General features: G+C 39.0%; 21 protein-coding genes. 19 read left to right on the plus strand and 2 right to left on the minus strand.

Annotation, left to right across the window (positions count from 1 at the left end; translation table 11 throughout):
- Positions 1 to 5: 5 nt before the first annotated feature.
- The 9 genes from ACOT8F_RS00760 (at position 6) to ACOT8F_RS00800 (ending at position 13,584) form a co-directional block, all read left to right on the plus strand.
- Positions 6 to 974, plus strand: a complete 969-nt coding sequence (locus tag ACOT8F_RS00760; RefSeq protein WP_421649645.1) for a sugar phosphate isomerase/epimerase family protein — start codon at positions 6 to 8, stop codon at positions 972 to 974.
- Positions 975 to 1,500: 526 nt separating this feature from the next.
- On the plus strand, positions 1,501 to 2,520 hold the full coding sequence (locus ACOT8F_RS00765) for an AI-2E family transporter (protein WP_421649646.1): 1,020 nt from the start codon (positions 1,501 to 1,503) through the stop codon (positions 2,518 to 2,520).
- A gap of 75 nt (positions 2,521 to 2,595) precedes the next feature.
- Positions 2,596 to 3,084: a cupin domain-containing protein gene (locus ACOT8F_RS00770; protein WP_421649647.1), complete on the plus strand. Its 489-nt coding sequence runs from the start codon at positions 2,596 to 2,598 to the stop codon at positions 3,082 to 3,084.
- 653 nt (positions 3,085 to 3,737) lie between these two features.
- Complete coding sequence (locus ACOT8F_RS00775) at positions 3,738 to 4,031, plus strand: WXG100 family type VII secretion target (protein WP_421649648.1); 294 nt, start codon at positions 3,738 to 3,740, stop codon at positions 4,029 to 4,031.
- Between the two features lie 83 nt (positions 4,032 to 4,114).
- Positions 4,115 to 4,354, plus strand: coding sequence for an ESX secretion system protein YukD (gene yukD / locus ACOT8F_RS00780; RefSeq protein WP_421649649.1), 240 nt, complete (start codon positions 4,115 to 4,117; stop codon positions 4,352 to 4,354).
- A gap of 13 nt (positions 4,355 to 4,367) precedes the next feature.
- Complete coding sequence (essB, locus tag ACOT8F_RS00785; protein WP_421649651.1) at positions 4,368 to 5,714, plus strand: type VII secretion protein EssB; 1,347 nt, start codon at positions 4,368 to 4,370, stop codon at positions 5,712 to 5,714.
- Positions 5,715 to 5,736: 22 nt separating this feature from the next.
- Entirely contained in the window at positions 5,737 to 10,236 is a 4,500-nt protein-coding gene (gene essC / locus ACOT8F_RS00790) for a type VII secretion protein EssC (protein WP_421649652.1), read from the plus strand.
- On the plus strand, positions 10,233 to 13,142 hold the full coding sequence (gene esaA, locus ACOT8F_RS00795; protein ID WP_421649653.1) for a type VII secretion protein EsaA: 2,910 nt from the start codon (positions 10,233 to 10,235) through the stop codon (positions 13,140 to 13,142). Before essC ends, esaA begins: the two co-directional genes overlap by 4 nt.
- A complete protein-coding gene (locus ACOT8F_RS00800; RefSeq protein ID WP_421649654.1) occupies positions 13,132 to 13,584 on the plus strand; it encodes a type VII secretion EssA family protein in 453 nt (150 codons plus the stop codon). The genes esaA and ACOT8F_RS00800 overlap by 11 nt, the downstream gene beginning before the upstream one ends.
- A gap of 54 nt (positions 13,585 to 13,638) precedes the next feature.
- On the opposite strand, the gene ACOT8F_RS00805 is transcribed toward ACOT8F_RS00800, so the two are convergent.
- Entirely contained in the window at positions 13,639 to 14,598 is a 960-nt protein-coding gene (locus ACOT8F_RS00805) for an acetylxylan esterase (protein ID WP_421649655.1), read from the minus strand.
- Positions 14,599 to 14,830: 232 nt separating this feature from the next.
- Between ACOT8F_RS00805 and ACOT8F_RS00810 the strand changes: the two genes are divergently transcribed.
- Together ACOT8F_RS00810 and shc are read left to right on the plus strand one after the other, a co-directional pair.
- Positions 14,831 to 15,361 (plus strand): YtxH domain-containing protein, encoded by a 531-nt coding sequence (locus tag ACOT8F_RS00810; RefSeq protein ID WP_421649656.1) that lies wholly within the window; start codon positions 14,831 to 14,833, stop codon positions 15,359 to 15,361.
- 477 nt (positions 15,362 to 15,838) lie between these two features.
- The gene (shc, locus tag ACOT8F_RS00815) at positions 15,839 to 17,737 is read left to right on the plus strand and encodes a squalene--hopene cyclase (protein ID WP_421649657.1); all 1,899 of its coding nucleotides are present in this window, start codon (positions 15,839 to 15,841) and stop codon (positions 17,735 to 17,737) included.
- On the opposite strand, the gene ACOT8F_RS00820 is transcribed toward shc, so the two are convergent.
- A complete protein-coding gene (locus ACOT8F_RS00820) occupies positions 17,726 to 18,001 on the minus strand; it encodes a YppG family protein (protein ID WP_421649658.1) in 276 nt (91 codons plus the stop codon). The two genes, shc and ACOT8F_RS00820, sit on opposite strands and share 12 nt — an antisense overlap.
- A gap of 166 nt (positions 18,002 to 18,167) precedes the next feature.
- Here ACOT8F_RS00820 and ACOT8F_RS00825 point away from each other — a divergent pair, with 166 nt between their 5' ends.
- The 8 genes from ACOT8F_RS00825 to ACOT8F_RS00860 all read left to right on the plus strand — a co-directional run bounded on the left by ACOT8F_RS00825 (position 18,168) and on the right by ACOT8F_RS00860 (position 25,857).
- Positions 18,168 to 18,587, plus strand: a complete 420-nt coding sequence (locus tag ACOT8F_RS00825; RefSeq protein ID WP_421649659.1) for an Hsp20/alpha crystallin family protein — start codon at positions 18,168 to 18,170, stop codon at positions 18,585 to 18,587.
- Positions 18,588 to 19,249: 662 nt separating this feature from the next.
- Positions 19,250 to 19,771: an acyl-CoA thioesterase gene (locus tag ACOT8F_RS00830; protein WP_421649660.1), complete on the plus strand. Its 522-nt coding sequence runs from the start codon at positions 19,250 to 19,252 to the stop codon at positions 19,769 to 19,771.
- 384 nt (positions 19,772 to 20,155) lie between these two features.
- Positions 20,156 to 20,575 carry a hypothetical protein gene (locus ACOT8F_RS00835; RefSeq protein WP_421649661.1) on the plus strand — a complete coding sequence of 140 codons (420 nt, stop codon included), beginning with the start codon at positions 20,156 to 20,158 and terminating at the stop codon, positions 20,573 to 20,575.
- A gap of 86 nt (positions 20,576 to 20,661) precedes the next feature.
- A complete protein-coding gene (locus ACOT8F_RS00840) occupies positions 20,662 to 21,126 on the plus strand; it encodes a GNAT family N-acetyltransferase (protein ID WP_421649662.1) in 465 nt (154 codons plus the stop codon).
- A 203-nt stretch (positions 21,127 to 21,329) separates the two neighbouring features.
- Positions 21,330 to 21,782, plus strand: coding sequence for a DUF6884 domain-containing protein (locus tag ACOT8F_RS00845; RefSeq protein ID WP_421649663.1), 453 nt, complete (start codon positions 21,330 to 21,332; stop codon positions 21,780 to 21,782).
- A 509-nt stretch (positions 21,783 to 22,291) separates the two neighbouring features.
- On the plus strand, positions 22,292 to 22,375 hold the full coding sequence (locus tag ACOT8F_RS00850; protein WP_421650015.1) for a putative holin-like toxin: 84 nt from the start codon (positions 22,292 to 22,294) through the stop codon (positions 22,373 to 22,375).
- A 300-nt stretch (positions 22,376 to 22,675) separates the two neighbouring features.
- Positions 22,676 to 24,406, plus strand: coding sequence for an adenine deaminase (gene ade / locus ACOT8F_RS00855; RefSeq protein WP_421649664.1), 1,731 nt, complete (start codon positions 22,676 to 22,678; stop codon positions 24,404 to 24,406).
- A gap of 323 nt (positions 24,407 to 24,729) precedes the next feature.
- Positions 24,730 to 25,857: an AbrB family transcriptional regulator gene (locus ACOT8F_RS00860; RefSeq protein ID WP_421649665.1), complete on the plus strand. Its 1,128-nt coding sequence runs from the start codon at positions 24,730 to 24,732 to the stop codon at positions 25,855 to 25,857.
- The last annotated feature ends 27 nt before the right edge of the window (positions 25,858 to 25,884 follow it).

Here is a 25,884-nt window from a genome sequence, read left to right on the forward strand (position 1 = left end):
AGAAATTGAAGCTAGGTGTATTTACGGTTCTGTTTGCAGATAAAAGCTTTGAGGAAATGCTTGATTATGTGAAGGATTCCGGTCTGCACGCAGTGGAAATCGGAACTGGGGGTTATCCGGGCGGTGCTCATTGTAATCTGGACGAGCTTCTTGAAAGTGAAGAGGCAAGAAAAGAGTACATAGGAAAAGTGCATGAACGAAATCTCGTAATTAGTGCCTTCAGCTGTCACGGAAATCCGATTTCCCCAGGTGAGGCTTTTGCAAAAGAATCAGATGATACCTTAATGAAAACAATCAAACTCGCTTCACTCCTCGAAGTACCTGTTGTGAACTGCTTCTCAGGTACAGCAGGAGATCATGAAGGGGCAAAGTATCCAAACTGGCCAGTTGCCCCATGGCCAAATGAATACGGTGATGTTCTAAAGTGGCAATGGGAAGAAAAGCTGATTCCTTATTGGAAAAAAGCAGGAAAGTTTGCTGAAGATCACGGGGTTAAAATAGGCTTGGAGCTGCACGGCGGATTCTTGGTTCATACACCCTATACTCTATTAAAGCTGCGCGAAGAAACCTGCGAGGCAATCGGGGCGAATTTAGATCCGAGCCATCTTTGGTGGCAGGGCATAGATCCTGTCGCAGCCATAAAAATTTTGGGCAAGGCGAATGCTATTCATCATTTTCATGCCAAGGATACATTTATTGATCAGGATAATGTGAACATGTATGGCCTTACAGATATGCAGCCATATGGAAACATTCAATCAAGAGCTTGGAATTTCCGCTCTGTAGGCTGCGGGCACAGTATTGAAGAATGGTCCCAAATGATGAGCTATTTAAGAATCTATGGCTATGATTATGTTGTAAGTATTGAACATGAAGATCCGATTATGTCCATTGAGGAAGGTTTTCAGCGGGCTGTCACAAATCTTAAGTCTGTCTTAATTGAACAGTCTGCCGGAGAAATGTGGTGGGCTTAAAGAGGGCAAACCCTGCTATTTAGCAGGGTTTTGCTTTTTTTGAATGGTAAGAAAGTATAAATTTTTATTGAAAAATCCCAGCTTGTATAAAGTAGATTTGTCCAGCTCCAGCGCCTAGCCCGATCTTAGGTCATAAGCCGGTCAGCCAAAGAAAGCAAGACCGCCTTTCTCTGGCAGACCGTCTTATGCCTGTCGGGGCTGTTCAAGGCGCTTGCGTTTTCTTATAATTTCAGAATTTATTTCATTTCTTACCTAGTTAGCGCACTGAATCTAGCTCCGGGAGCCTTGCGCTTTTTTTAATGGCCGATCTTTTTTGATCTGTATGTAATTATTGTCTTTGTCGGAAATTGATACAAGCAGGCAGGGAAATTGTCCACTAATTTTTCACAATCTACTTGAAATTTTCTAGTAATTTGATAGATAATTAAAGAGATAAAAATTTCTGTATTTTTGGATGAAATATCATTATAATTAGCGTTTGTCTTTTAATGATATTGAACCAGATGTGAAAGGTAAATGGTAGTCCATGGAAGCATTAATAAAAATTTTTCAAAAGCCGGGCTTTAAGCGCTTTATCATTTTTCTGTTGCTGGCACTATTGCTTTACAGCTTCAGAAGTATGATCAATCTCATTCTTCTCACTTTCATCTTCAGCTTTTTAATGGACCGCCTGCAGACAGCGGTTTCCCGTAAATTTCCCATCAATAGGAAGGTAACCGTTATCGTTCTTTATGCTTTGGTAATCGGGCTGCTTGCAGTTGCAGTTACCACGTATCTTCCGATTATCTCCAAGGAAATTACTCAGCTCATTAGACAACTGACCGAATTTTATCAAAAGCCGCAAAATAATCCAATTATTAATTATTTGGCAAATACGCTTGAAAAAAATCAGATTGCCAAATATGCCGGCCAGGGCTTTGATTTTATCTTTAAATCCTTTCAGGATATAGGGAAAGTAGGATTGCAGGTGTTTCTTTCTCTTATTCTCAGCTTGTTTTTTCTGCTTGATAAGCCAAGGCTTGTGGACTTTACAAGAAAATTCAAGACGAGTAAGGTGGCACCTTTCTACAAAGAAATCGAATTCTTTTCAGCTAAATTTGTCAGGACTTTCGGAAAAGTCCTTGAAGCTCAATTTGTCATTGCTTTGATAAACTGCGTGCTAACGACGATTGCATTATGGATTATGGGATTCCCGCAGCTTTTTGGCATTTCCATGATGGTGCTATTTCTTGGGTTAATCCCAGTTGCGGGCGTCATTATTTCACTTGTGCCGTTATGTATCATTGCATACACAATTAATGGATTGCTTGGGATTGTGTATATCGTGATACTGATTATTGTCATTCATGTTATTGAAGCATATATACTAAATCCAAAGCTGATGTCTGCCAAAACAGATCTTCCAGTCTTTTATACGTTTATTGTGTTAATCGTGTCTGAGCACTTTTTCGGCGTATGGGGATTAATTATTGGAATACCTGTATTTGTTTTCCTTCTCGATGTGTTAGATGTAACCAATACTGATATGAAACCAAAAAGCCTGTAGCATAAAACAGGCTTTTTGGTTTTTTGTAGTGAAAAAATGGGAATTTCATTTAAAAGCATGGAAGGAGAATTTACATTGATAAAAACAATTTATTTAAAATCAGGTGCAGGTATTCCAAATAATCCGGAACTCCCTGTCATCCTCTATCAAGGAGTATGGAAAGAGGATCCTTTGGAATCCGAAGCGAATTTTAATCGAAATAAGTGGCTGAACAGCTGGGTAAACGGCGTTTTTGATTTTCACCATTATCACAGCAATACACATGAAGTACTTGCTGTCCAGAGAGGGAAAGCACTTTTGATGCTTGGAGGGGAAGAAGGCCAAGAAGCGGAGGTTTCTGCCGGAGATGTTCTCTTGCTCCCGGCTGGAACAGGACATAAACGATTGGATGCAAGCTATGATTTTCAAGTTGCAGGTGCCTACCCAAATGGCATGTCAGCAGATTTGAAAAAATCCTTAGAAAATGACCTGCAGCTGGAAATAGAAAAGATTAATAATGTACCTCTCCCGGAAACGGATCCGGTTTATGGAGAGAGCGGTCCTTTATTCGAATTTTGGAAATGAAAAAACCTCTTGCTGGCTGGATGAAATGATGCCAGCTTACTATTGTGTTGAGCTGCTTAGAATTGTTTAATAAAGGCTGTTTTCGCATAGATTGTTGTTTTTCGTACTTGCTCTTATCACGCATTTAGACTAGCATTGGGGCATCTCTTCTTAAAGTTTTTGCCGTCCCAAAGGTTTCGAGGACTATATATAGGGTCATGAGCAACAAAGTTTAAGAATAGAGCCTTTAGAAAAGAGCTTTTTATTAAATAGGAACAATCTCTTAGAAAACAGCCTTGAAGATATAACAACAAAGTCTAAGAAAAGGGGCTTTGTCGAAAGAAGAAATCGCTAGTTTATCAATTAATAGATTACTGCGATGACAAAAAATTTTATATTAATATAAATTTTTCTTTCCATATATACTTTTTTCAACAAATTTAACTGAACATTTTCCTTTTATATCAGGCTGTTTTATTATGCGGGACTATATAATTACACGCTTCAAAAAAAATGTGCAAAAATTCCTTAATTTAAAGGTTTATCATTTCCTAAAATAAGGTATATGTAGATAGAATTTCTTATTTTTGGCAATTATCGCAAGATTCAATTGACCTGCCGGCAAGAAGTTTCTTAGAATTAAATAGTAAATTCATGTAAAAGGAGAGGGAAAAATGTCAGGTAGAATTCGCGTTACACCTGCAGAACTTCAGGAAATGTCTAATCGTTATGGCCAAAAATCAGGTGAAGTTGAAAACATTATTGGTGATCTTGATAAAATGATCCAGCAGCTGCAAGGAAGCTGGGAAGGTCAATCAAGCCAAGCATTTGCTTCCCAATACGACAGACTGAAGCCTTCTTTCAAACAAATGCAGCAGCTTTTGGATGAAATCAAAGTACAGCTTAGCAAAACGGCAAGTTCTCTTGAGCAAGCTGACCAAGACATTGCAAACCAAATTAACGGTTAATTCCATCTGAAAATTTACGAGAAAGAGAAGCGCCAATTCGATTCAGAGGAAATGGCGCTTCTCTCATTTTTGAGGTGAGCAGCATGTATGTGGAAATTACTATTGATTTAAAGCACTACAATGGGGAACGATTCGATCTCAGGCTATCCAACTACTATTCTGTCAAAAAACTCATTGATGTGGTTTGGCAGGCAAGGAATTTACAGGAGCCTCCAAGAGAGGGCTATTGGATTCGCATTCCAAATAAAAAGGTTGTCCTAACAGGAAATGATACGCTTAATGATTGCGGAATTACCTCAGGAGATTGTGTAGAAATTCTTTGAAGGAGTAAGAGGGATGACAGAAAACAAGCAAACATACTTAGAAAAAAGGATTCAGGCCCATATAACAAAAAATGATAAAGACTGCACCTTTCAATTTCAAAATGAAAAAATCAATCTGGACAGCCAGCTTGAAATTGAAATGCTGAAATCCCTTAACCCGCTAATAATGAGAGAAATAGAACAAAATGAAGATGAAATTATCATAAGAACAGAAGCAGATCCTGCTCTTTCACCCTTTCTTTCTCTTAAAAATTATGACGAACGATCAAAGTGGCTATTTGCCTATCAGCTTGTTAAAGCAAGAGATGAACATCATTTAACAAGGCTGAATTTGGTCATTTGCCCTGAAAATATTTTAATAGATCAAACCTTCACCCCTTATTTCATGCATTACGGGGTTAAAGAGAGCCTTCCTCCTTATGAAAGAGATAAGGACATCGAGCTAAAAGAATTAAAAGCAACAGTCGCTCAGGCAATAGACTGGAAACATACTTACAGTGAATACCTGAACCACTCAGAAACGCTGCCCCTTTCTCAAGAAGCGAAGGAAATCATGCAGGCAGAAAATTCCAATAGCCTGTTAAAGTTGATTCAAACACATTTGGAACGGTTGGCAAAAGAGGACAAATACCTGGTACATATTCCGCAAAAAAAGTGGAAAACCCTTCTTTATGCATCTCTATTACTTCTTCTATTACTGATTCCAGCACTAATTTATACTGGTAAATCCATGTTTTTTGATATTCCTAAGCAACAGGCTTTCCTTGCAGCGAATGAACACTACATCAGTAAAGATTATAGCGGTGTGAAAAGTGTGTTAGCAAAATATAAAGTGGAAGATATCAATTCGGGTGTTGTGAAATATGAGCTGGCAGATTCTTCGATACAGTCGTTAAAGGATCTGGGAAGAGAGCAAAGAGAAAATATTCATCAGTCCATTGCACCTGACACAGATACAGAATTGCTTGATTACTGGATTAACATCGGCAGAGGTGACGGTGAAAAAGCGTTAGAATATGCGAATCTGCATACTGAGGATATAGACAAACATTACGACGCCCAGCTAAAAGCCGACAAATCGATGTCTGCAAGTGATCAAAAACAAAAAATTGATGAAACTGAACAAAGGTTGGCACAGTTGAAAAAAGATAAAGATGAGCAAAATCAAAAGGCCGCTGAAAACAGCCAGCAAGCTGATGAAGATGCTGCTTCTGCTGCAGTTCCACCACAAAATGGAGGGAATGCTGCAGCTGAAAAAGCGCCTGTACCTGCTAATAGCAAACCAGCACCGCCAAACACCAAACCTGCTGATAAACAGCAGCGGAATGCTCCTCAAAATCAAGGCGGAACGAATAAATAAAAACATCATAGGAGGTGAGTAAATGGGTTTTCTATGGTTTTTTCAAGATCAGTATTGCCAAAGATTAGAAGTTAAAGAGGAATTTACAGGTGTTATCACAGCAGGAAATGAAATAGATGACACTGTAACAATTAAGACATTTCCATTTGAATTCGGCGGCGTTTCAGTAGAAAGGAAAGCAGCCCCAGAAGATTTTGGAGTTTTTCATAATGGACAGCATATTGGACAGCTGTCAGGTCAGGATTTTATCCATCTTTCAGAAAAAGGACGTACTCTTTCTATATGCTATTCAGCCAATAAGCCTATAAGGTCCAATTTTTATGTCGGAGATAAAACAGAACTTATTTTTTCTTCTGAAGCAAAGGGAAATGCAGATGTATTCAAAAAAGGAAAGGTCTTATCTCTTCAAAAAAATCAGGATTTTTCATTCAGAAAGCTGAAGGACAAATGGATACTAGATACAGAAAGAGATGACTTATATATTAATGGGGAAAAGTTCCATGGCAGAACAGAATTGAAGCTTGGGGATGAAATCTTCTGGCCGTTTCTGGTTCTTCGCTTTTTAGAAGAGGATGTATTAGAAATAGCAGCTTTTGATGAAGTAGAGACGAACCTGCCAAGGACGGTCATACCTGTTTCTGAAATGAAAAAGAAATATCCTCTATACAGAAGGACGCCGCGAATGATATATGAATTGCCCAAGGAAGATGTGCAGCTTGCGTTTCCTTCCCAGGAATCTGAGGATACAAACAGGGGACTGATGCTGATTATACTGCCTCCGCTTGTGATGCTGATCATAATGGGTATGGTAGCTTTGTTCCAGCCGAGAGGGCTTTTTATGCTCGTCTCTATAGCCATGTTTGGTATGACTCTTATAACATCTTCTGCACAGTATTTCAAAGACAGAAAGCGTTTTAAGTCCAGAGAAGAGAAGAGGCGCAGAGTATACACCCAATACCTTGAAAGCAAAAGAGAAGAGCTTCATGAAAGAGCAGAAGAACAAAAGCATGTTTTAACATTTCATTATCCTTCCTTTGAGCGCATGAAATATATGGCAGAAGAGATCTCAGACAGGATTTGGGAAAGAACTCCTGAGAGCAAGGATTTCATGGATTTCAGAATTGGTACAGGTACGGTCCCCGCCTCATTTAAGCTTTCTGTTAACAGCGGTGATATGTCATCAAGAGAAGTAGATGACCTTATGGAACAGTCACAGATTATGGAGAAGGTATATAAGGAACTAAGGCATCTGCCAATACCTGTTAATCTTTCTCATGGAGCAATGGGGCTAGTCGGGAAAGAATCCGTTGTGAAAAATGAGCTCCATCAGCTGATAGGTCAGCTTTCATTTTTTCATAGTTATCATGATTTAAGATTTGTTTTTATCTTTAATGAAAAGGAATACAAGCAGTGGGAATGGATGAAATGGCTTCCGCATTTTCAGCTGCCTAATACGTTTGCCAAAGGAATGATCTATAACGAACAAACAAGAGATCAGCTCCTTTCATCGTTATATGAGGTTCTGCGGGAAAGGGATCTTGAAGAAGATAAAGAAAAGCTGCGATTTTCTCCTCATTTTGTTTTCGTCGTTACCAATCAGCAGCTTATTTCAGAGCATGTCATATTGGAATATTTGGAAGGGGAACATCCGGATCTTGGGTTCTCAGTTCTATTCGCTGCAGAAACAAAAGAGAGCTTAAGCGAAAATATTCATACATTGATTCGTTACATAAACGAAGAGGAAGGCGATATCCTCATAAAGGATAAAAAAGCCGCACAGATAACATTCAGACTTGATCAGCACGAGCACGAAAACAATGAAACGTATGCCAGAACATTAAAAACGCTTGATCATCAGATTGGAATGACAAATTCAATTCCATCCAGTGTTTCATTTTTAGAAATGTTCCATGCAAAAGATGCGGATGGTTTGCAAATTGACCAAAAGTGGCTGACGAGAGAGTCATCCAAATCTCTGGCTGTTCCAATTGGTCTGAAGGGAAAGGATGATCTGGTTGAATTAAACCTTCATGAAAAAGCCCATGGGCCGCATGGACTTCTTGCCGGAACAACAGGGTCGGGGAAGAGTGAATTTCTTCAGACGTATATTTTATCTCTTGCTGTTAACTTTCATCCTCATGAAGTAGCCTTTCTATTAATTGATTACAAGGGCGGGGGGATGGCACAGCCATTCAAAAACATGCCTCATCTGCTAGGAACAATAACCAATATCGAGGGCAGCAAGAATTTCAGCGCACGTGCCCTCGCTTCGATTAGAAGTGAGCTAAAAAGAAGGCAAAGGCTGTTTGATCAATATCAGGTCAATCATATTAACGATTACACAACACTTTATAAAAAGAAAAAAGCAAAAGATCCTCTGCCTCACCTGTTTTTAATAGCAGATGAGTTCGCAGAGCTGAAAAGTGAAGAGCCTGATTTTATCAGGGAACTTGTGAGTGCTGCGCGTATCGGGCGAAGTCTAGGAGTGCATCTTATACTGGCTACACAAAAACCAGGCGGTGTAATCGATGACCAAATATGGAGTAACTCCCGATTTAAAGTGGCACTGAAGGTTCAGGATGCCAATGACAGCAGAGAGATACTGAAAAATAGTGACGCTGCTGCTATTACTGTGACCGGAAGAGGATACCTTCAGGTCGGCAACAATGAAGTCTATGATCTCTTTCAGTCAGCCTGGAGCGGTGCCCCGTATGAGAACGATACATTTGGACTAGAGGATGAAATAGCGATTGTATCAGACCTTGGCCTAATCCCATTGACCGATGTCAGCTCATCTGAAAAACACGCTAAAAAGGAAGGGCAGTCACAGATTGAGGCCATTGTGGACAAAATTGAACAAGTGCAGAAAGAGCTTCACATTAACAAGCTGCCGAGTCCTTGGCTGCCGCCGCTTGAAGAAAGAATTTTCATCCAATCTGCTGCAGCTGCTGAAGTTGCTGAAGCTTCCGAGTTCGAAATTGCCATGATCGATGAACCGGAAAAACAGAGCCAGACACCTTATCGTTATCAGCTGATGGATGATGGAAACATAGGAATATTTGGATCCTCTGGTTATGGGAAATCTTATACTGTAATGAACTTGCTTCTGCAATTTGCCAAGTCTTACAATCCTGAAGAAATTCATTACTATATTTTTGATTTTGGGAATGGAAGCTTGCTTCCTCTTAGACAGCTTCCGCACACAGCTGACTATTTTATGGCTGATCAGGAGAGAAAGATTGAGAAGTTCATGAGGCTCATGAAGGAAGAAATGAGCAGAAGAAAGAATATGCTTCAATCTAAAGAAGTGTCATCTGTCAAAATGTACAATGCTTTAAGCGATCAGAAGCTGCCGCTCATTTTTATTACCATCGATAATTATGATCTGGTAAAAGAAGAGCTTCAGGACTTGGAAGCACAGTTTACCCAGTTTGTAAGGGATGGACAGTCGCTTGGCATTTATATGATTTATACAGCAACTAGGATTAACGCTATGAGACAGTCATTAATTAATAACCTTAAAACAAAAATTGTCCATTATCTGATGGATAGTACGGAATCTTATTCTGTACTGGGGAGGGTTCCTTATGCGCTAGAGCCAATACCCGGCAGGGCTATTATTAAAAAGGATGATGCCTTTTTTGCACAAATGCTGCTTCCATCAGATGGAGAAGATGATTTTGCGATTCTTGACCAAATAAAGCTTGATGTTCAGGCATTGAAAGAAAAATATGCTGTTTTCACTTCACCTGAACCGGTACCTATGCTGCCTGCTAATCTGACAATGGTTAATTTTGCTCAAGATATAAGAGTCAAGCGGGAAGAAGGTTTCATCCCAGTGGGACTTGATGAAGAATCGGTTAGTCCGGTTTATATTAATCTGTCCAGCAGCAGGCATTGCTTAATTCTTGGACAGACTCAAAAGGGAAAAACGAACGTCCTGAAGGTTATTTTGAACACTGTGCTCCTTCAGCAATCGAGAGATATTGGTATCTTTGATGATATTAGCAGAGGTCTTTCCCAATATGCCAGTGAAGAAAACATTCATTATATGAGCGGTAAGGATGACATCACAGCGTGGCTTGATTCAGCAGAAAACGCCTTATTCGAAAGGGAACGGTCATACCTTGCTGCGATAGGACAGGGAGCTCTTAACCATCTTCAGTTTTCTCCAATACTTTTGATCATCGATGGACTGAGCCGCTTTTTGCAAACAGGTGACAGTATGATCGAGGAAAGACTCTCAAAATTCATGAAAAATTATGCCCACCTAGGCTTTAACGTAATTGTAGCCGGAAACCATACTGAGTTTACAAAAGGGTACGATTCTTTTACAAATGAATTAAAACAGGTTCGCCAGGCAATCGTTCTAATGAAAAAATCGGATCAAAGTCTATTAAATTTGGCTTTTGACAGGAAAGAGCCAGAAATCATACCTGGGTTTGGCTATCAAATAGAAAACGAAAGAGAAACGAAAATTCAAATCCCGTTATGCGTAATTGAAAGGAAGATCTTAATATGACACAACAGCGGTTGCATATTCTTAAAATCATTCTAGCTGTGATCCTCATCCTTGCACTGCCCTCCATGTTCTTTCAGTACATAGGAGATGAACCGTTAAAAGTGAAAGGAAATACAGCAAAAACCATTGCTCTTGTAAATGAAGATGATGGCTATAAGGACAAGGAAGTTGATTTTACCGGCGACGGAGATATGGGAGGAGTAGCACTAAAAGCCATTAAAGAGGATCATAATGACTATAATTGGGATACCGTAGGCAGGGGAGAGGCTGTCCGAGGTCTGAAAAACGATAAATATGATGCATACATCGTTATCCCATCCCAATTTTCAAGCAGAGTGTTTACGTATAAGGATACACAGCCTGAGCAGGCAGAAATTGAGTATCATATTCAGGACAATCTGAATGCTGTAAACCGCGAAAAGGTATTAAGAAAAATAGAAGAAGCAAATAAGAAAATGAACAATACTGTCTCCACGCTGTATTGGAGCTTTGTTTCTCAAAAAGTCGATAAAGTACGCAATAATTTTAAGCAAATCCTTGATAAAGAAATCAAATTTAAAGATACAATGTATACATTTTATCAGCCAGGATCGAAGGATCTGGCCGGAGAGCTGAACGAGCAGAAAAAAATGCTTGCTGAGCTGCAAAGCACGATGAATGAAGCAAATGCCAATTCTCCGGAAAGAAGCAAACAAATCAAGCAAATTGGACAAAACCTTGCTTCTTTTGTAAGTGCTGTTGAAAAATACAAAGCCTATCAGCAGGAGCAAAAAGCTACATTAATGCAAATACAGGAAGCAAGCCAAACAGCAATTCAAGACGGTATGCTGAAAATATCCCAGGTGCAGGACTTAACTCAAGCGCAAATAAATGGAAAGGCAAATGATTTGCTTACTGGAATCAATGGAGTGCAGGAAATGCTGAAGCAGAACAGCCAGACAATGGGGGATCTGACCTCAGTACGGCAAGACCAAGTGGATCGCCAGCAAAAAAGCATCATGGCCATACAAAGTTCAGTGATTGATGAATATAAAATTAAATCAGAAGAAGCTTCCATTGATGACCTTGAAAAACAGCTGATTCCGTTAAGGGAAAAATTGAAAACTCCATCTGAACCGCCAGTAATTACAGTGCCTGGTGAAGATAATACAGATTCTGGAGCTCCAGCGGACCCGGCTTTCTTAAAGCCTGAAGCAAAAAATTCAGCTGCTGATACTGACAATCAAAAGAAGGATCTTTCTGCCATTAATGATCAGATAAACGGGCTGAAAGATCTTGCAGGAACCATTCCTGAAGCCAATTCTTCTGAGGCCCAAAATCTGATTGAAGGTCTCACAGATTTGTCAAAAAAGGTTCAGTCTGCTGCCCAATCATTAGATGGAAATGCTGAAGATGATAAGAATTGGAAAGAGGAATATGACAAGCTTGCTGCTGAATACGAGAAAGTTTTCGCTGAAAATAAAAATTTGATTACACAAAATAAGGAATTAATAAAGAAAAACATGGAACTGCAAAATAAGATCCAATTTCCCTCTGGGGATTTGAGTTCAATGATTGAGAAAATTAAAGCTGAGGAAAAAGGGATTTTGGAATCAACTTTGATATCAGAAGAACGGAAAAAGAATTTGGAGCCTTCATTTCATTCAGAGATACTAAGCAATAATCTGAATGATCTGCTTCAATACTACTCTTACATCACCCGTTATACAGCCATTCTTGAGGGGATGAAAAAGAGTGAAGATCCGGTAAAGGAATCTGTCCTGAATAATCCGTATCTGAGTGAGCAGTTAACAAGTGTTCTTGCTGTTAATACTGAAGAAAAGCAAATGTGGGATGAGCTTCAGGGAGAGCTGGATTCTACTTCGAATGATATGAAAGCCTTTAATAGATCCTTGAAAACGTTTATGGATGACTACCAAGGGAACGTGCAAGACCAGCAGCAATATATTAATACGGAATTGAATGCGATTCAGGACCATGCTTCCAAACTATCAGATCAGCTGATGCAGCCTGAGGAAATTACTATAGGCAGCACACCGGATGGTTCAACAGATGGTGTCAGTGTTCTATCAATGAATCAACAGGTCGGCCAGGAGCTTCAAAACATGGACCAGCTTGTAGCCTCTCTTTCAGACAGGCAGTCTAATGTAATAGGACACACGGATGAACTCCAGAAAAAAGTAGGTTCAGTTCAGCAGGAAGCTGATACCCTTAATAACAAATGGGCCGCAAACGTATTAGCAACGAAAAAAATGAAAAATGCCACTCAATCTCTTCTAGGGAATACAATGGTAGATGGTCAGCCAAATGATTATGTATACAGCTATCTTGCCGATCCGCTTACTGCAAATGCAGATATTCCAGCTCAAAAGACTAAAGCGGTGCCTCCAGTTGTTATTTTAGTCATCATACTGATCAGCAGCTTAATGATCGGTTATTTCAGCCAATATTTTATGAACGCGCCAATGCTGATTAAAGGCTCACTTTTCGGGCTGCTGAACTTGATTGTCGGATTAATGATTGGACTGTTCGGACTGAATATTTATACCCTGTCAGATGACAGAGCCATTCAATGGACGGTATTTACAATTGTACTTCTCCTAGCAGCTTCAACTCTAGTCAGAACCGCGTTCATTTTAGGATCCTTTACTGGGTGGATTGCAAGCATGGGGCTCATCTTGTTCTTTATTTCACCGCTTCTTGGAATGGCCCTGCCAAACTTTAACTATAGTGATCCGATTTCAGCTGTATACCTATCTATTCAGATTGATCCAGAAAACCAATTTACAGAAGCAACACTCATATTGCTGGCAATTACTATTGTCCTCGGAGCTATTCCTTTTGCAGCAAATGCCATTAAAAGAAGAAGCCTAAAGCAGCAAAATGAGACGGCTCATGAAGCATAAAAGCAGTTTCCGCTTAACAATATTTCTGCTGATTCTTTTAAGCTGCATCCCAGCAAGCACTGTAAAGGCGGGTCCTTCCATTCCAGAGCCAAACGTTTATCAGAATCAAAAACTAGATTCTGGCACGGAAATGCAAATTGACGGAACCATGAAAAAAGAAGTGCCTGAAGAATTGAAAGGACTAGACTTTAGCAAAAATAGCATACCGCCAAAAAATGCCGTATTAAAAGATATTTTTCACAGTCCGAATTCAAACAGTGAATCGTTTGGTAAGGTAGCTGCTGACTTAAAACTCTTTTCCAATCAGCCAGGCAATTATACAGATAAACAGGCTCAGGGAAGTACTCGTTCCCTCTTGCCTGCTGTATTCGGGGGCCTCATTGTCATAAGCATTTTGCTGCTTTTTGTTATTTTGGTTTCAAGATTGAGGGTAAGAAAATAGTATGAATAAAAGAAGGGGACCATGTTGAATGGTCCCCTCTTTGTATGCTTTTTATCATTTACCTAATTCTTTTTTAATAAATAATAGACCTTCTCTTTTCTGATAATCACTGACTTCATGTCCGCTAAAAGGAAAACAGTTTATTTTTTTCTCGGAATGTATTTTGTTATAAGCCGCATAAACCGTTTCAGGTAAACAGATCTCATCCTTTAATCCTGCTGATAATAAAATAGGGATAGTAATTCTGTCTGCCATATTCATAACGTCGAAATAACTTAATGTTTCCACAACCCTATCAGTCTGATTTGGAAATTTGTTAAGAAAGGAAGCAATTTCTTTAAGAGATCCCTTAGACTCCATAAGTCCGTAATCCATATGGCACATATTTGGGATATTAGCTATGGCGAATCTCGGAATTTCGCATAAGGCAGCCGTTAAAAGAGCTAATCCGCCACCTTGGCTGTCTCCCATAACAAATATTTCATCCTTGTTAATCTTAGCCATTGTAACAGATGCTTCTACCGCTTTCAAAGCATCAATAGAGATGGCATTAAAATAAGAAGATTCTTTTTCGAGAATTCCCTGGGTCACCCATCCAGCTGTCATTCCATGAGGACTTTTCAAATGGTTTCCTGTTTCGCCTCCTTGTCCGCGTATATCAACCGCGAAAACAGCTATGCCCATCATGAGGAGCGCAGCATGTTTTTCAGGCAATCCTTTGCTCCCCGAATAGCCATGGAAGATCACAGCGCATGGATACCTTTCCTGAACCGGGAATTTCGGAATAAGAAACCAGCCGAAAAGAGGTGTTTCATCAAATCCTTCAAACATGCAATGGAAAGCTTCAATCAGCGAAAAAGGGGTGTTTGTTTCCAGTATTTTAAGATTCAGCGGTTTGTTTTTAAATCGGTTTATATTTAATGTCCAAAATTCATCCAGATTCTTTGAATCTATTGTGTCTTCAGGGGAATAGTTTTCAAGTGCTTTTATTCTTTCGGAAATGACATTTTTCAACTCTTCACCTCAAAGGAAAGAAATATTTTTTTACATGTTTTCAAGCAGGATTCTTCCTATTTCTTCGATAAATAGAAAGAGTAATCCTTTCTCTCATAAGGTTTTCTTTGCTGCAAGCTGTACAAAAGTCTATAAAGCTGTTTATTTGATCATAGTTTATCTCTATTCTCTATGGGGAAAAAGCCTAACTAGTAAACGAGCAAACCATATTACGCTAAAGGAGGAAGAAAAATTGACACAAGAAAATGAAAATCTGACAGAAGTTCAAAATGACGTTCGTGCGGATAAAGAAAAGAAAAACAAATTGCTGACAGGGGTTCTTATTGGAGCTATTGCAGGCGGTGTTATCGCAATGATTGATTCTACCACAAGAAATAAAGTGAAAAAGGGAGCAGTTGGTCTTAAGGACTCTTCAGTTGATGTCTACAATCAAGTAAGAGAAAATCCTTCTGAGGTTAAAGATCAGCTTATCGATCAGGTAAAAGGGGCTACCTCTACTCTGAAATCTGCAATCGAAGATGCGCAGCATCTTTATGAGCGTGTAAACAAAGTAGTTGGCAAGGTAAACGATGTTGTTAAAATTTCTACGCAAACCTTATCCATCGCAAAAAGTGCAAAAAGCGAATTGGGAAAAATCGGCTCTAAAGTGAAAGATGCAGGATCAGAAGTTAAAGGCGGGAGTACTTCGGCAATTGGCCATAATGAAGGCTATCATACTGAATCTGAAAACAATGAAACAAAAAATCAGGGCGCAAATAATTAATGATTTGCTGAAGTGATGTAAAAGTTTATTGAAAGGGAGCAGGTCCATTAGGATTTGTTCCCTTTCTAGCGCTTACGAATCATTTGCGCTAGTTCTAAAATAAATAATGCTTTTGAAGAAAAATCAAAAAAAGATTTAAACAACTGAATATTTACTTCTGGAGCCATGTTGGCAGCCATTCCTTCATCGCTTTCTATATAGTCCTCATTATATTTAAATTTTGAGAAATTTTCATCTCATAAATTTCACCTTTTTAAATCAAAAGTCTTTATATTGCAAAATAGTAAAAAATAGCATAAATATATAGAAACAGAATTTCCAAATGAGTACAGAAATTTTCTTATTTTGTGACTGATGGCTATTAGGCTGAGGTTGAGATAGATCAGGATGATGGAAGGGAAAGGGGTTTAGAGAGGGTTATTCTTTTATTTCTTTGAATATGATAAATGGAAGCTTCTTTTGAACGGGGGAAACAAAATGATGCAGGAAGCCGAAAAAGAAATCAGCCGAATTGTTTCGATTTTTAAAAAGGACCAGAGTGCTGATGGTTCATGGGACTATGCTTTTGAAACAGGGATTAAAACGGATGCTTTTATGATTGTTTTGCTTTCAAACCTCAATATGAAAGATGAAAAGCTTATTCGTTCCGTTTCTGAAAGAATCGTCTCTAAACAAACACAAAATGGATCATGGAAGCTTTTTGAAGATCAGGATGACGGAGATCTTTCTGCAACGATTGAAGCCTATTATGCCCTTTTATATGCAGGGTTTTATAAAAAAAACCATCCGAGAATGGAAGCAGCACGAATATTTATTTTAGAGAGGGGAGGAATAAACAAAGCTGGTCTCTTCACTAAAATTCTTCTTGCAATTACTGGACAATATCAATGGCCTGCTCTATTTCCTTTGCCTATAGAAGCCATTTTGCTTCCTTCTCATTTTCCAGTAAATTTCTATAACTTTTCCATTTATGGAAGAGCCAATATGGTTCCTATATTGATTCTTGGAAATAAGAAATTTCAAATGAAAAATGCAGACGCTCCAAATTTATCTGAACTGCTTGCGGGTGATCGTTCCACCTTGTGGGACCCAGATGGACTCTACAGATCAGAAGAATGGAGAGGCATATTTTCCACGATCTCTCATGGAGTAAAATCGCTTATTGGTATTCCATCTCAGCTCAAGGCTATAGCCTACCATAAGGCAGAACAATATATGCTGCAAAGAATTGAGCCAGATGGAACGTTTTACAGCTATTTCAGTGCTACGTTCCTTATGATATATGCTTTATTGTCCATGGGATATTCAAAGGATCATCCGTTCATTGATCATGCGGTGAGGGGTTTAAAATCAATGGCTTGTTCCATAGACGGGAAAATCCATATGCAGTATACGACTGCTCACGTCTGGAATACGTCTCTCATCAGCTATGCCCTTCAGGAATCAGGACTAACAGAGAATTCAGAAGTCATACAAAGAGCCAATAACTTTCTGCTTACAAAGCAGCATGTTAAATACGGCGATTGGAGGGTGCATAATCAGGATTCAGAACCCGGCGGATGGGGTTTTTCAAATATCAACACAATCAATCCTGATGTTGATGACACAACGGCCTCTTTAAGAGCCATTTCCGTTCAGCTGGCAGGAAGTCCTGTATATGCATCAGCATGGAAGCGGGGGACGCGATGGACACTTTCCATGCAAAATGATGATGGAGGATGGCCAGCGTTTGAGAAAAATGTTGATTCCGGGCTAGTTCATCTATTGCCGATAGATGGAGCAGAGTATATTCTCTCAGATGCTTCCTCTGCTGATTTAACTGGCAGAACGCTAGAGTTTTTAGGGAGCGGCACAAACTTATCAAAACAGGACGAGGTGATCAAAAAAGGGATTCGATGGCTGATCGCTGATCAGAAAAAGGATGGGTCATGGTATGGCAGGTGGGGTATATGCTATATTTACGGAACTTGGGCAGCATTAACAGGTCTTGCTTCATGTCAAAGAATTGAGGAAGCAGCTGTTCAAAAAGGGGCACGCTGGCTGAAAAGTATACAAAATGAGGACGGAGGCTGGGGAGAATCCTGCAAAAGCGATATGCAAAAAAAATACGTCCCGCTTGGGAGAAGTACGGTAACACAGACAGGATGGGCTGTTGACGCTTTAATCAGCATTTCTGAAAAATCGTCAGCAGAAATTGAAAGGGGCATACAGTACCTGATCCAGCATGCAGGACGGCCGGTGGGGTGGACTGGCAATTATCCAAAAGGCCAGGGAATGGCAGGAAACTTTTATATCCATTACCATAGCTATGACCTCATCTTTCCCTTATTGGCACTTAGCCACTATAGAAAAAAATTTCTTTCGTCACTTCTTTAGGAAAGACATTAATTGCTTAACTATAGGATTAAACTGATTCACCGCATAATTCATCTTTCCCATTGTTAAGGAAACCTGATTATAATCAATGGTTCCATGGGGTGTTTTATAAGCATCAAAAAAGGTTTTTTGCTTCATGCCTTGATTTGAATAAGGCGGCATAAATGGGTGATGAGGATATCCATGATGCCCAGGTTGATGGATAGGATAAGAATAATGTCCATGGTAAATAGGCGGCTGGTATCCATGAAAATACATGCTCATCTGCATCATCTCCTTTATTTATTCAGTTTATTCTATGTTGCCTGAATGCTGTATGGATAGGTAAACTCCTATATTTTTACTGGGTTTTTTAACCTTTTCATATAACCTTTTTATGGGTCGATGCATAAATTGGGATATGGAGTATGGAAAGAAGGGAGCAGGCGAGATGGCCGCAAATAATAGGGATAATAACCCCATGAAGCTGATCAATGATTTTTTTCAGCAAAGACCAGATAAAACGTTGCTTCACACAATGGATGACTTGTTTCAGCATCCTTCAAAAAAATCTTTTTTTGTTGAAACCATTGAGAGTGAAAAACATTTTATTGTCAAGGCAGAATTGCCGGGTATTCAGAAGGAAGAAATTCATGTTGATTTGCTTGGAAACGTGCTTCGAATCAAGGTGAAGAGAAGAAAAGAAAAAACAGATGTTATAGTTGGAGATCCAGAGAAATGGGACGGTGTCCAAAGAACAGTGGAGCTGCCTCTTGAAATGCAGTTGAAAGATATGAAGGCTGTCCACCAAGATGGTATATTAAAGGTTTATTTTTCTAAGAAAAAAGGCCGGAAAATTGAAATTGATTAATAAGGTTCTTTTCTTAAGGCTGATGCCGCGAAGCTAATCTTCATGCGTATTCTAAACCTTTACAAATAGCAGCAATCTTCCGCGGAAACAGCCCTTAATAAAAGCAGGCCATTTCATCTGAAATAGCCTGCTTTCGTTAAGGGTGTTTTGAGTTTCGAGGCTAAAAAAGAAAGAAAAAAAGTATTCCCAGTCCTATAAAAGTAAATAAACTAGTCATTAAATAAATTTTTCTAAAGGTATCTAAATGAAACAGAAACCTTTTGAGCACTAGAAAATAAGCAGTGCTGGCAAAGAGCACACCTGCAAAAAAAAGGGTATTAGAATAATGCCCTGCAGTCAATTTGATAAAAAAATAAAGAAAGCTGATGATCAATGCATACATAACTAGATTAAGAAAAATGATAATAGGAACTTTTTTCATTGAATACCTCTTTTTTTCAATAATGATAAGCATAAATGTCAATAAATTTTATTTGTATTGATTTTATCTTACTAAACAGAGCTTTTGTTGAAAACTGCTAAAAGAGAAATTGTATAGATAAAATCTTCTTCGTAAGTAGAAAAAAGCTAGTAATTCTGAACTTTCAAAAAGGAGTTTGAATTTTTTCCTCATGATATAATAAAATTAGAGTAAAAAAGATGACCTTAAAGGAGAATTATTCATGTTAAATGCCAAACCCTGCCGCGAATCCTTTGTAGTAAAAACCAGTATTGTCCTGCCTCCTGATACGAATAATCATGGTACAATGTTCGGCGGAAAGCTAATGGCTTATATAGATGATGTAGCTGCTATTTCCGCTATGAGGCATTCAAGAAGTGAGATTGTAACCGCTTCAACCGATTCTGTTGATTTTCTTCATCCTATTCACGTCGGATGGTCCGTTTGCCTGGAGGCTTTCGTAACCTATACAGGCCGAACTTCTATGGAAGTCTTTGTTAAAGTTATTTCAGAGAATATGCTGACAGGAGAAAGAAATATTTGTGCTCTTTCCTTTCTGACGATGGTTGCTGTAGATGCAAACAATAAACCGACTCCTGTTCCGCCTGTTCTTCCAGAAACAGAGATGGAAAAGGAGTTATATGAAACAGGCAAGGAACGTTCCAATGCCAGAAAAAGAAGAAAACAGGAATTTCAAAATATGGCCCAGATCTTCGGAACTGAACTTCCTTGGGTAAGAAAATAAAGCAATATAGCTCATGCGCCTATACAGGCAGCATGAGCTTTTTTATTTTAAGTGCTCAAAGCAAGCTTATTGTTGATTTTTACACCTTGTTGATTGGAGCGGGTGCTTTAGACTCCTGCTTAGAAAAGCGTGTCAAGGGAGACTCCCCAGGAGCAAAGCGACGAGGAGGCTCTAAGGTAAGCCCGCTAAAGCTTGAGTGCCTGCTTGCTGCAATCAACAGCCAAGTTTAACAGAGCCTAAGTTTAAAAGAAACACAGGGTTTTTGAAACAATGACTGGATTTCATAAAGTGTCTTTATTTTTTAAGTCACGACTGTCTTCTTTTTAACTTGTGAATATGATTTAATGGAAGGAGATGCATTTTGGTAGAGGGGGATGTCCATCCATGAAAATCAATTTTACAAAGAAACAATACCATACACTATTAAAAATGATTTATTTGTCAACATGGGTAGGGGCAAGAGAAGAACACGAAGAATCGGAAGAATTTTTTGAGTTGGAAAACTATATTCTCTCTTTTTCCAAAGAATTTGGAATGGAGCAATATGCAGATTACGATTCCCTTGATGATGAATACTATGCTTCCCGTCAGCTGGACGAAGAGCTTGAGGATGTCATTGCAGACTATGAAGAAGAGGTTTTTTGGGATAAGCTGTGTGCTTTGCTTGCAAGAAGGGACTTGATGAGAGAGGAAAATATTTCTAACTACAGTCCTGAGCAAAGATTCGAGAGATTAATTGAAATAGAAAATAAATATCATACTTATTTTGAAGTATTTGGTCTTGAAAAAGTTAAAACAGAATAATAAAAATATGAAAGGATAATGGCCGGGGAAGTGATTATGATAACCAGTTATCAGAACCGCAAAGCTGGAAAAGAAAAGATGGCTTCATGATCTCCACTGATAAAACCTTGTTAAACACGGATCTTATTCATTCTTTTCTTTCAGAGCATACTTATTGGGCAAATGGACTGGCAAAGGATTTGGTGATTGCCTCCATTGAAAATTCACAGCTTTGTTATGGCTTACATAAGGTGAATCCAGAGAAAGAGGTAATAGATCAAGTTGGATTTGCCAGAGTAGTAACAGATTTTGTCCGTTTTTCCTATCTTGGTGATGTTTTTATCCTTCCGGAGTTTAGAGAAGTCGGGCTTGGAAAGTGGCTGATTTCCATTATCGTCTCTCACCCTTATTTAAAAGGAACATCTTTTAATTTAGCCACTAAAGATGCCCATTCGCTTTATGAACAATTCGGATTTAAGGAGCTTGAAGATCCAGCGAGGAAAATGGAAAGGCCGCGTGATATGAAAGCAATTTATGATGCCTATAATTTGCCTTTTGAGACTGAAAATTAGAAGGGTTCTGGAAGTCTGAAAATCAGCAGTATTTCTTTAGCTGGTAATGAGAAGATAAATGAGCAGAAAAAAAGTCTCTATAATATTTGTAGGGGTTGAGAAATAATTCCTGAAAATAAAAAACACGCAGCCACCAATTCGGCCATGCCTTCAAAAGCTGAAACGGAAAGGTTTCTTAAGACTCAAGCAGGAGGGATAACCATTTGAACAGGTTATGTGTAATCCCTTGCGGAAAAAGAAAAATTTGGGACAAAGGTGATTATGAAGGTCCCGCTCTTGCAAAAAATGCTTATACCGGGATATTTCATCGGCTCTGCCAGCAATACGCAAATCTGTTTTTTACCGATTGGACGATTTTGTCCGCTAAGCACGGTTTTTTGCTTCCGGATGATGAGGTGGCGGAGAATTATGACCTTTCATTTAGCATGAAAAAGGAGGATATCATTTCACTAGCCAGACTAAAAAAGCAAATTTTGGACAAAAACTTATCTGGCTATGATGAAATCGTTATTCTTGGCGGCAAAAAGTTTAAACCCATTGTCGAAGAAAGCTTCGGAAAAGGACCTGTTTACCATTATCCTTTAAAGGAAATACAGGGAATAGGGTATATGCAAAAAAGATTGAAGCAGGCTATAGAACAAAGAAACGAAATATAAAATTGAATATTCTGAAAATATTTCCAAGGAAATAATTCATCCTCTTTTGTAATGTCAAGGATGATCACTAAAAATTTATACTATTTTCAGGTGGAAGAAGAGAATGAAAAGGAATTTGCAGTTATTGGGTTGGGACGATTAGGAGGCAGTATTTGCCGTGTTCTCAGTGAGAAGCAAGAGTCTATGAAACGTGGAGGAAGAGTGATCATCTCTCCTTTGCAAATGAACTATTAAAGATAAAAGATATAATGGCTGTTATCGGATCTGAAAAAGATATTGAGCAATTTGAAAAAAAGGTGCTTGACGTATAGCATCCTTTATTGTCCTATTAAAAGTACCTTAGCGGTGCTTTTTTATTTTATTCTAACTGGTAATATGCTAATTTTCCTGTTTTTAAATAGGAACGCTTGTTCTTATTGTGAATTATGCTATACTTTTTAAAAGCAAACTTCATTCATATAATTGGCAGAACGAACCTTACTTTTCCAAGGAAGGGAGGTGTTGCTGCTATGTCAGTTTACGAGCTTTTAAGTGTCCTTATCTCGTTTGGGCGTTTTATCGTGGCAGTACTGACATTTCATACAAAAAAATAGATCCCCTTGCCGAAGAAACGGAAAAGAGATCTATTTAGAACGTAATGGCTGATTCATTGAATGAAGATTTGCTAGCCGCAGGTGCCCACACACCTGCGGTACTTCCGAATGAATCAGTTTCTACTACTATAACATATTTTAGAATGAAGACCGTGCATCAATCAATGGATGGTTTTTTTGGTTTTCGAATACTCATATAATCCTCCTGGTCATTATCTGTTTTTTAGATTGACCCAAGAATTTCTATCAAGTATGATAATCAACAAACAAATAGAGCGTGTCATCAGCAGGGAGGATTTTATGGATAATAGGAGTTTAGGCAGCAAAATTTACGTATCTGCCAAAAGACAAAAAGCAGATTTGCTCATAAAAAATGCTAAAATTATTGATGTTTTTAACAGAGAAATTTTTGAAGGCCATGTAGCAGTTGCTGAAGGAACATTTGCAGGTTTTGGTGAATTTGAAGCATCGCACATAGTAGATGCAAAAGGCGCTTATTTAGCTCCCTCTTTTATTGATTCCCATGTGCACATCGAATCTTCTATGGTTAAACCAAGTGAGTTTGCCAAAGTGGTTTTAACCCATGGTGTTACCACTGTTGTAACAGACCCTCACGAGATTGCTAATGTATCAGGGGCTGAGGGCATTCAATATATGCTGGATGAATCAGAAGGATTAGAGCTTGAAGTATATGTTATGCTTCCGTCCAGTGTTCCTGCTGCCAGCTTTGAATATAACGGTGCCGAATTAAAGGCTTTTGATCTAGAGCCTTTTTATCAGCACCCTAGAGTGCTGGGTCTTGCAGAAGTGATGGATTTTCCTTCAGTCAGGGATGAGAAGGCTGATATGATGGAGAAATTGGTTCAAGCCCGTAAGAAAAAAGCAATGGTTGATGGACATATGGCAGGGTTTTCTCCTGAAATGCTTGATATTTACGGATCTGCCGGAATCAGGACAGATCACGAAGTATCTCGTATCGAAGAAGTGCATGAACGGATTAGAAGAGGAATGTACGTTCAGATCCGTCATGGTTCAGCTGCGAAAGATCTTCCCAAAATAATCCATGCTGTAAACAAGAATAATGCAAGAAGATTTCTTTTTTGCACAGATGATAAGCATTTAAATGACTTGATTCAAGAGGGCAGTGTGGACCATAATGTCCGTCTTTCAATTGAGCTTGGAATTGATCCGATTATTGCTATTCAAATAGCTTCGCTTAATGCTGCCGAATGTTATGGTCTAAGAAATAAAGGCGGCATAGCTCCTGGATACGATGCAGATTTCATTTTATTTAATGATCTTGAGAACATTTCCATTCAGGAGGTTTACAAAAAAGGAGTGTGTGTTTCCAAAAATGGCACTTATCTGGTTCGGGAAAAAAAGACAAGGGATATAAACGAGAAGAAATTGACAAGTACAATTCATTGCAATGAAATTAGCGTCTCTGAGTTAAAAATACCTTTGCCTGACAAGCCTTCCGCAACCATAATTGAGATTGAGCCGAACCAGCTTGTAACAAAGAAAATAGTGGAGAATGTACTTATAAAAGAAGGCCATTTTATTCAAGATCCCATAAGAGATCAACTAAAGCTGGTGCTGGCTGAAAGACATCACAACACCGGTATAATCGGTCTAGGAATTGTGAAGGGATTGGGTCTGAAAAAGGGAGCCATTGCAGCTTCCGTTTCTCATGATTCACACAATTTAATTGCTGCAGGCTGTCACGATGAGGATATTGCCTTAGCTTTGAATCATCTTCGGTGTCAGCAGGGAGGGCTAGCAGTATCACTTGATGGAAAAATTCTCGCTTCTCTTGCTCTTCCAATTGCAGGTCTTATCTCAAATGAGAATGCAGAAACCGTAAGCAGGAAACTTGAACTTGTTCAAAATGAGCTATTGACGCTTGGCGCCGGGGAAGAAATTGACCTGTTTCTAACCCTATCTTTTCTTGGTCTGCCGGTTATCCCGGAGATAAAGCTGACAGTTGAAGGATTATTTGACGTATTAGCTTTCAAACATATTTCAATTTAATACTTTTCATGATAATAAAAGCCGGTCAATCATATTTGACCGGCTTTAACTGTTTTTCATATATGTTATTTTCACAATGCCTGGAAATAATAAGCTAATCATGTTATCTTAAAAGAGTTTTTTATGAGCTAATAATTCATTTGCCATAAGTTGATAAAGGTGTTTAAGATTTAATGCATGATACGAAAGAGTAATCATTATGAGATAAAAACTTAGTCTATTTTAATGCTGTCTTTATAATCGGTATCTATAATGAGTTCTTGAATGGTCCAATTCCACATTCAATCTTGCATTTGGAGAAGGGAGCAGGAAAAGTTACAGCTATGGACACAAAATTGATTTGCCAAAACAGTTTATTTATCCTGATTTCAAGCATTGGAGGCTATCTTCTTTCACTGACCGGAATGGCAATTGGATGGATGATTGGTACTTTGATTGTTTCAGGTTTGATTTCATTTTGGAAACCAGCCTGGATGAATGGAAATTATTTTAGTAAAGGAATCAACCCAAACTGGAGGTATGCCGGCCAGGCTATTATAGGAATTCAGCTGGGCCAGCAAATTAATCCGTCGATTGCTAGTACATTTACAAGCCATTGGATGACCATAACCATTATGCTGCTGTTATCAATAGGATTTGCTTTATTATCAGGCTTCTTCCTATGGAGATTGACAAAATCAGATTTAATGACAAGTCTTCTCGGCACCACTCCAGGCGGAGTGTCCGCCATGCCGACTATTGCAGAAGAAGCAGGAGCTAATACGATAACTGTAAGCATTGTTCAATTAATTCGTATTTTTCTTGTAGTTAGCGCTGTGCCGTTGGTTGCTTTTTACTTTGAGCCTTCAGCTCCTGCACATAACGATGCAGGGAATACTGCAGCAGGTGTGCCTGGTACTGGACCCTTGCCAGTATTGATCGCTTTTTTGCTGATAATCGGTTCGTTTGCAGGCCACAGGATCGGAAAGAAAATAAAGCTTCCCGCTCCATGGCTTGTGGGGGGCATGCTTGGTGCGGGGGCTATGCATATCTTATGCTCTTCTGTCATTGGACCATCCATGGCTGTATGGTGGCCTCATTGGCTAATAATAATTGCACAGGTTTTAATAGGAGCAAGCATTGGATCAAGGCTTCATAAAGAGATGTTTAAAGGTGCAAGGGAGGTAGTGATCGTGGGGTTGATTACATCAATCTGCCTTGTGGGTGCGATGGCTGTTTGCTCATTCGGCGTTTCAGCCCTGACTCATCTTTCACTTGTTACTTCTATACTTGCATTTGCTCCTGGAGGTGTAGCAGAGATGGCAACGGCTTCTGTAGCCTATAAAGCTGACTCTGCCTTTGTAGTAGCAGTTCAGACCTTGAGACTTGTCCTTATCTTTCTGCTGCTGCCGCCTTTATTCCGGGTTTTAATTAAAATAGAGAATAAATCCGCACCTAAACAAGATTATTAAGCATTACGAAAGAAAGAGTCTTGAACG

Origin of the sequence: Chryseobacillus diguaensis (assembly GCF_049220665.1) — a bacterium.
Classification (GTDB): domain Bacteria; phylum Bacillota; class Bacilli; order Bacillales; family Bacillaceae; genus Metabacillus_B.